At 61.3% G+C, this 7,407-nt stretch carries 4 protein-coding genes, 1 tRNA gene and 1 rRNA gene; 3 read left to right on the forward strand and 3 right to left on the reverse strand.

Annotated features, from left to right (window positions below; genetic code table 11):
- The first annotated feature begins 641 nt into the window (after positions 1 to 641).
- Positions 642 to 2,081 carry a hypothetical protein gene (locus SPHN_RS18225; protein ID WP_248525258.1) on the forward strand — a complete coding sequence of 480 codons (1,440 nt, stop codon included), beginning with the start codon at positions 642 to 644 and terminating at the stop codon, positions 2,079 to 2,081.
- A gap of 118 nt (positions 2,082 to 2,199) precedes the next feature.
- On the opposite strand, the gene SPHN_RS18230 is transcribed toward SPHN_RS18225, so the two are convergent.
- Positions 2,200 to 2,760 carry a hypothetical protein gene (locus tag SPHN_RS18230; protein WP_248525259.1) on the reverse strand — a complete coding sequence of 187 codons (561 nt, stop codon included), beginning with the start codon at positions 2,758 to 2,760 and terminating at the stop codon, positions 2,200 to 2,202.
- Between the two features lie 1,001 nt (positions 2,761 to 3,761).
- On the opposite strand from SPHN_RS18230, the gene SPHN_RS18235 reads away from it, so the two are divergent.
- Together SPHN_RS18235 and SPHN_RS18645 are read left to right on the forward strand one after the other, a co-directional pair.
- Complete coding sequence (locus tag SPHN_RS18235; protein ID WP_248525260.1) at positions 3,762 to 5,081, forward strand: hypothetical protein; 1,320 nt, start codon at positions 3,762 to 3,764, stop codon at positions 5,079 to 5,081.
- A gap of 321 nt (positions 5,082 to 5,402) precedes the next feature.
- Positions 5,403 to 7,016: a recombinase family protein gene (locus SPHN_RS18645; RefSeq protein ID WP_432715115.1), complete on the forward strand. Its 1,614-nt coding sequence runs from the start codon at positions 5,403 to 5,405 to the stop codon at positions 7,014 to 7,016.
- Here the strand turns inward: SPHN_RS18645 and SPHN_RS18245 are convergent.
- Positions 6,973 to 7,049, reverse strand: a tRNA-Met gene (locus tag SPHN_RS18245). The genes SPHN_RS18645 and SPHN_RS18245 overlap by 44 nt on opposite strands.
- A gap of 85 nt (positions 7,050 to 7,134) precedes the next feature.
- Positions 7,135 to 7,249: ribosomal RNA gene (gene rrf, locus SPHN_RS18250) — 5S ribosomal RNA — on the reverse strand.
- Positions 7,250 to 7,407: the final 158 nt, after the last annotated feature.

The following is a 7,407-nucleotide window of genomic DNA, read 5'->3' on the forward strand; positions in this document are numbered from 1 at the left end:
CGCTCGTGATCGAAAACCATCCGTACCGCCCGCTCGCGGACTTCGGGCGCAAACTTGTTCGTCGTCTTGCTCGTCATGGCTCCACCTTCTCAGGAGTTGGAGCCTCCGACAAACCCGGCGCGGTTCATTCCCACACTCGGCCAGGGCAGCTAGATGATGGCCCAAGATCCAATCAGGCGGGCGGACGTAATCGGCGCGTTACGGACCGGCATCGGGCTTGGGCTGAGGCAGATCGGCACCGCCGCGACGTGGGCGAACGAGGAGCTGTAGGGTCGCTTCACTTCGCACGCCTACACTCGGAATAGATGCTAAAGCCCCATCGGGCTCCTTACTCTTATAACCGGCCTACACGTGCTGCTCACCAGTCCGCCTTCCGGAGCTGCCGTCGTAGCGGCATCGGAGGACCTGGAGGCGCCGCCTCCACAGCGGCCGCAGGCCGCGTCGCGCGCACGCGCCGCCAAAGCAAAAGTGGTAGCGGCACTTTTGCGGTATTGCGCCTCAACTGTTTGTGAGGGTCTGCAAGGCCCTCGTCGCTTCTTTTTGTTAGGGCGCCCTACCCCTTCTGTAATGTCCTGCCTGATCCCTTTGTGAGGTGGCGGACGCAAATTGTGAGGCTCGATTCACCACTTGTCAGGCTCTGCGTGGCAATTTCCTCCGCTATGACCAGCAGAGATGTTGAACCCGGCGCCGCAGCCGCGGAGACTTTCGTCGACCTCGACCAGTTCCTGACAACGCAGGAGGTGGAGAGCTATCGGCAGCACATGGAAATTAGGGATGGCGACGGCCGGGTAGTCGTCACTGCTGCGGAGATGACGAAACGAATGCTCCACATGCTCGTCACGGAGCATGGCCACAAGAACGAGACGGGGGGCGTTCACATCGGCCGCAAAACCATGCTGCCGCTGCTGATGGAAGCCTTGGTCGGCTCGGAGCCGGATGTCGGCGCCTGGATTGAAGCGATCGCCCACGGAAGGTTCGACGTCGCCGCTCACATCCCTGTCCGGAAACCAGGGAACAAGATAGGCTCCGCCGGCACCTATCTACCGCGGATCCTAACACGATATGAGCGGACGGCTGACAAGCCTGGGCCAGTGCAGGCAAGGATAGCGCGCAAGCAGCGGACTGAACTGGGTTTACTGATCGCCGCCACGCTGATGCGCGAATTGCGTAAGGCAATCGGTGCCAAAGTAGCGCTAGGCTCGGCTTGGCCGCTGATGCGAGCAGTATCCCAGCCAAAGGATGCCGAACTGCGACGGTACTTGGCCGATTTCGGCGCGGACAAGGCTTTCCTCGGCCACCTTCGTGCCAGCATCACCAACGCGACGCGCGAATGGGCAGAGCACGCGGGCCGCAAACAGCCACGCTCGACCAACGCTGATGTCGCATCGAGCCTTCCAGCCGGCGCCGAGCCCGCCGTCTACTTCGCCGCCGTGGAAGACCGGGATAGACGCCGTGAAAATGAACTGGTGGCGTTTGGAAAGCGCATGCTCGCCTCGTCCGAATATGGACAGGACAGGCACGTGCTTGATCGGCTGACAAAGGAGGAGCCGGCCTATGCGGATTGGCGCGCCGTGGTAACCGGCGCTCGCTTGCCTTCAACAGTGTATCTGACCAGCGATCCCCTACCGCTATCCAGCGAAATAGCCGAAGCCCACTGTCGTCGGCTGCTATACCTGATGCCGGTCGCTGCCGAGCGGGGTAGCGACCATCAGTTGATCGCCACCGCCCTTCCCGCCGTCCCCTTCGCTTGCGACGATCTCACTTTGGCTGCGACGGGAATCGGCCTGGTCGATGGAACTCTGCTAAAGCTTGGCCGTGCCGTGTTCCAGTATGCACAGGATGTCGGCCCACCGCCGCCGACCGTGCCGCTCGATCACCTTACGCTATTCCAGGCGTCTGCCTGCTACCTCAGCATCGCCCCGGATTGGACGGCGCGTGATAAGTGGGAAGCAGCAGGGTTCAAGCTGCGCAAAGCGGACAGTAGCCGGTTTGCGCTACTTCGCGAAATGGCCAAAGAACTACTTGCCGATCCGAAGCCAGGCCTAGGTGAGTTCGATCCATTTAACCACATAATCTACTAATAGATCTGCGTTCGGACGAATTTTCCGTTCCGATGCTCAGTTTTCATGATTATCCAATCCGGCAAAGATAATTATAATCTTTCTTGACCTACTATCCACTATTCTTACATTAGCAGACCTAAAACTTGCTAGCGAAATCAGAACTATTAGCGCATAGATCCCCTTTTAATCGCGCGCTTACGCGCTCATTGATCAGGGCTGCGACGGCCGCAACGTCTTCTGACGTAAGTGCGGCGAAATCGTCGCGGCTTATTTCGTGCGCATCGTATAGCAGATCAATGAACCGGGCCGTATCCGCGTAAAGCCCTGTCTCCCTCTTGACAGCGCGCTCTCGCAAAATTTCCTGTTCTGCCTCTTCGTAGAGCGCCACCTCTACCTCAGCGAGTTGAATCGCCAATTCTTTGACCACCACTTGCTCGACCAAGGGTTTCAGCTCGTCCCGTAGCTTGGCAACCAAGGCCTTGAGGGCCCTTATCCGATGCGCGTTGTAGGTAGTCTTCAGCGTCAATCCTTCGAGGTGACGCCTGAACACCTCCACTCGCCGGTTCGCCGTCAATCCAACCACTGCCTCAAGCAATTTGACGCGGCGAGTGTTATAACTGACGATCTCCGCTTCCAGCAGCGCGATGATTTCCGGCGTCGCCTCGATGTTGGGGTGGGCAGGGTTACTGTCGGACATCGTTCCATCTCGCGAGAGTCATGCGCCGGAGGCGACAACGAGAAGATAGTGATTGTCGCGCAAGCTTTGCAACGATGCCAAGAGCGGATCGCCTAGTTGCCCATAACCGGGCAACTGGGCCTAGAAGCCGCTCCGTGGCTTATCGCACGAGCAAAGACCGGCGCTGCATCACCGCGCCAGACCTTCCTACTAAGCACCAGCGCCGCGCGGCAAACGAACGATCGACGAGCGCATCGGCTACCTCGCGTTCGTGATACCGGACGACCTCCGCGAGCGGTTCCGAATTAACCACGTTTTCATCCCTGTTCAGCCAATCTTACGCAAAGTCGCAGGCTGTGACGACGTTGAAGCACTGATCCAGATGGGTACGCGGTCTTGCCGTCCATCTGAGTATTTAACCATTTCCGGCAAGATCGACCGGCGACGGTCGTTTGGATCGCGGCGGAGCGCCCCCACGCGGGCGGTGTCAGCGGCTCGGCTTTGACCATCGCTTCCAGCTGCGCAGAGACGTGGCCACGCTTTCGCGCGCTATCTCATTCTAACCCGCGATTGATCTCACCGCGCGGTGGTCCGATCCCAAATCGCCGCAGGCGGCCGCGTGAGCATCCGGGGCTGACCGGACATCGATGCGGCAACGCCGCCTCAACTACACCATTCGGTGAGACACGACCGCAGCCACTCGCACGGGCGCTCGTATCGCCGGTCGTATCGGATGGCTGGCCCAGTATCGGTATACGGCGACCGGTCGTTTTACCGTGCTTGAATTAAGCGCTAGACACGAAAGCGTCTGCAGATTATTTTTCAGTAAGCTTCGTTTTGAGATGCGCGAACGAAGCACTAGGTTCATGGTCGCCACCTGGAGCGGCTGCATGCAGGTCGCCGGGGCGCGCTATCAACCCCGCCTTTCCGTCTCCCGCCGCTGCGAGTGCGGGTCAGCAAACGCCCTTCGGGGTTGATCGATACGGTTCCAGGGACCGTATGCGCTGACCTGAGTATTCTCTATGAACACATACTTGAACACGGTGCCGTTCGTCGGTCGTCATCGCCCCGCGAGCCTCGTAAACCACGCCCTCTTCTCCAGCGGCACTCCTTTGAGCCGTATCGAGGATCTGGCGGCTGCCTATATCTCCTCGGTCCTGAACGACCAGCGACAAGAGCCGGTGGCGCCTTCCGCCCTTCGCGCCGACGTCACCTGGAGGAAATACACACTGAAGGTTGCTGTCGAGGGCCGGCAGCGAGACCTTCGCCATCTTTCCGGCGAGCTGCTTCTCAAGCCGCTGGTATTTCCCCGCCACTATCGCCTGCCCGGCAGCATCGGCGTATGGGTAACGCGCATGCTGACGGGCGGAACGACGATCGCCGACGTCGACCAACTACAGAAGGATCTCGGGTTCGACATCGTGCGGCACACGGTAAACCTGCAGGCACTTCGCGCCTCGTCTGCCATCGGCTGGCGGCTTCTCCTTCGAGGCGATCTTGCCGGCCTCTACCTGCTGGCACCTGACTCACCCGACCAGCGAACGCTTCTCCGCGCAGTCGTACGCGACCACGCACTGCTCCTCGGTGTCGTCCGCGCCCGACTCCTCGCCGAGTATCTACGACGCCTTGCGACCGAGCCGATGGGTCCGCGCTTCGTCGATGACGATCCAGCTTGGGCGAGGCAAGGCACCCTTCTTATTGATCGGCTCGTCAAACCCTCTAGACGCCTAGACCAGTTTCTCGGCATGGCAGGGGGCGGCTCGGGTAGAAAAACGCTGGATCGCGCGATCGCCAGCGGCCGGCTCGCCTATGATCATCGGCTCCTTTCGATGGCACGCCGCATCTACCAACGCATCGGTCCCGCCGCGTTCGACGCCACAGCGAATCCGCGCATAGCTGCAAGCATCCAGACCGAGATCGCGCCGCTGACCGCCATCACCCCGAAGATGCTTCGCACCGATGGGATGGGTAAGGAGAGCTTCGCGCAGGCACAGCTCGGACTGTCGGTTCCGGAGGCCGTTACCGTCCTGGCCATGAACCTTATCGCCCTGCCCGGTCGACTGGATGCGGCACTCCACGCCATCGACGAAGGACAGCAGGTGTCGATGGCGGCGCCGACACCGCCTGCCTTGCCTGGCACCGCCAACCGCGTGCGCCGGACTGCCACCGCGCTGAAGGCGATCAGCCTTTGCGACCGGCATATCGGCGATACGAGTACCGACCCCGACAACAAGGCGGGCAGAAAACTGCATCAGCGGGTCATTAAGCTCTTGGCAGACTCGAAGCCGCCGCACGGTGCGGCCCTGCTTCAGATCTCGCCCGCGGAGTGGCTGCGGCGATGATCGCCGCAGCAGTTTTAGGTACCCTGTCCGCTCATCGTCCGAGCCTTCATCCCATCATGGATGAGACCCGCTGCCACTCCTGCTCCCGCCAACCCATCGCACGCTGCCAATCCAGCCTTCGCCATCGGCATGAAAAAGCTCGTCCGACTGATGGCGAGGCAGGCGGCAGCCGAACATTATGCACGCTGCGCATCCGCCTCGCAGGCAACCAATGATCCCGACACACCCGCTGCTTAATGTACTCCTGACACAAGGTGCTCCTCCGCCATGCTGATGCGCCCTGCCCCCCGCATCGTCCTCTACGGGCGCCACTCGACCGCGATGCAAACGGCTACGTCGAGTATTGATCAGACAGAATCGTGCATGAAGCTTGTCGCCTATGTTGGCGGCGCGGTGATGGCGACCTATCACGACCCCGAGCAGTCCGGCTATCGCCGTGATCGGCCCGGCCTGAGGAAACTGCTGGCGGACATCGAGTCGGGAACAGTCGACTTGATCGTCTGCGAAGCGCTCGACAGGCTTGCGCGCGATGCGGAGGATGTCGCGTGGCTCGGCAAGAAGCTGGCCTACCACCGTGTGCAATTGCACACCGTAAGCGAGGGCCATGTCGACGAGATCAAGTTCGCGGTTGCCGGGCTGCTGGGCGCGATCTTCCTCAAGCACCTCGTCGACAAGACCCTGCGCGGCATGGAGGCGGCAGTGCTTGCGGGGCGGTGCGCCGGTGGTCGCTCCTACGGCTACAGGCGGGTCATCCGCCTCGATGACCGCGGTGAGCGCGTTCGCGGCCTGCTGGAGGTCGACAAGGCACAGGCCGCAATCGTCGAGCGGATCTTTACCGAGTTCGCGGCCGGAGCGTCTTCCATCCAAATTGCGACCAGGCTGAATGCCGACGGCGTGCCCGGTCCGCGCGGCGGGCAATGGAATGCCTCGACGGTCCGCGGCGACCCGAAAAAGGCGACCGGCATTCTCAACAACCCGCTTTATGTTGGCCGGCTGGTATGGGGACGCCGGCAATGGCGTCGCAACCCGGACAGCGAGAAGCGCGAGCGACGCTATCGCCTACGCGAACATTCAGAATGGATCGAGGTCGCCGTGCCTGATCTGCGTATTGTCGATGACGCACAGTGGAGCGCGGTTCAGGCACAGATCAAGCAGCGTTCGCGTCCCAGCACCGATGTTCCGGTCGCCCGTCAGAACCGCAGGAAGCACTTGCTGTCGGGTCTCGTCCGCTGCAGCTGCTGCGGGTCGGGCTACACTATCTCGGGCAAGGACTATTATCGCTGCGCCGGTCAGAAGGAGCGCGGCACCTGCTCGAACACGGTCTCGGTCCGAAAGGGCCCTCTCGAAACGGCGACCCTCTCGATTTTGCAACACCAGTTGCTGACCGAGGATCATGCGCGGTTGTTCGCGGACGAGTTCCAGCGGGAGCTGGCGCGGCTGACGAGCACGTCGGCGAGGCAGGATCAATCGATCATCGACCGCCTCGCCGTAGTCACCCGCGAGATCGACACGCTGGCCGCCAACATGCTGGCCGCGGTGGCTAGCCCCGCTCTGCTGAAGCTACTTGGCGACCGCGAGGCCGAGAAAGCGCGCCTTGAAGGAGAGCTGAGTACGCCAACAGCGGTCGCGCCCTCCGCGACGATCCTGTCGCATCCGGCGGTGCAGCAACTGTTCAAGGAGAAAGTTAGCCGGTTGCGCGAGGCGCTTGACGAGGAGACGGTCCGCGGCGAAGCTGCAGAGATCTTGTCGTCGCTTATCGAAAGCGTGACGATCTACCCAGACGGCAGGGATGGTCCCGAGGCGGAGGTCGTCGCCAAGGTCGCAGACCTCGTCGCCTTTGCCACAAACGACAACGCCGCCCCGAGGGGCGGCATGTCGAGTTCTATGGTGGTGGTTGCGGGGACAGGATTTGAACCTGTGACCTTCAGGTTATGAGCCTGACGAGCTACCGGGCTGCTCCACCCCGCGACGGTCTGCGGTTGCAGACGTTGGGTGTAGACGACGTTGTGAATGGGTTTGTGATATGTGTGCTGCATGTTGCACGGGCTTCAATGCCTGGCGACGACCTACTCTTCCATCGCTTGAGCGATAGTACCATTGGCGCAGTCGGGTTTCACGGCCGAGTTCGGAATGGGATCGGGTGGGACACCGACGCTATAGCCACCAGGCAATGGAGCCGGTGCGACATGCGTCACTGAGTATCTGGGTCCCTCGGGTTCCGCCTTGCGGCGAAGCCTGAGGGTTTTAAAATCGATACCGTGCATGGTTGTGTTGTATTTGTGACCAATCCCTCGACGGCGAGGGGATTGGCAATCTGGCGTCGTCT

This window comes from Sphingomonas faeni, from assembly GCF_023195535.1.
GTDB lineage: Bacteria > Pseudomonadota > Alphaproteobacteria > Sphingomonadales > Sphingomonadaceae > Sphingomonas > Sphingomonas faeni_B.